1 protein-coding gene is annotated in these 277 nt (G+C 66.4%); it reads left to right on the top strand.

Features of this window, described 5'->3' with window-relative positions:
• Positions 1 to 5: 5 nt before the first annotated feature.
• Positions 6 to 277: hypothetical protein (locus OO54_RS41090; protein WP_033212936.1), on the top strand; the 272-nt coding region annotated here is incomplete at its 3' end.

Genomic DNA, 277 nt, shown 5'->3' with positions numbered 1-277 from the left:
GACCGATGTTGAGTGTGGAGACGGCTTTGAAGGAGGCGATGGCCTCGATCGATGGGAGCGTGGGAGCCGCACTGGTCGACTACACGAGCGGCATGGCGCTGGGAACGCTGGGCGGGGGCAAGGACCTCGATCTGGCGGTGGCCGCCGCGGGGAACACTGATGTGATCCGGGCGAAGGTCCGCGCCATAGAGCTGCTGGGCCTCAACGAGGAGATCGAGGATGTGCTGATCACCCTCGGCAGCCAGTACCACCTCATCCGGCTGCTCAGGGGCCGCGG

It is taken from the genome of Streptomyces wedmorensis (assembly GCF_000716445.1).
Taxonomy (GTDB): domain Bacteria; phylum Actinomycetota; class Actinomycetes; order Streptomycetales; family Streptomycetaceae; genus Streptomyces; species Streptomyces wedmorensis.
Note: the sequence above shows the minus strand (reverse complement) of the source record. Positions and strands in the feature narration are given on the sequence as shown.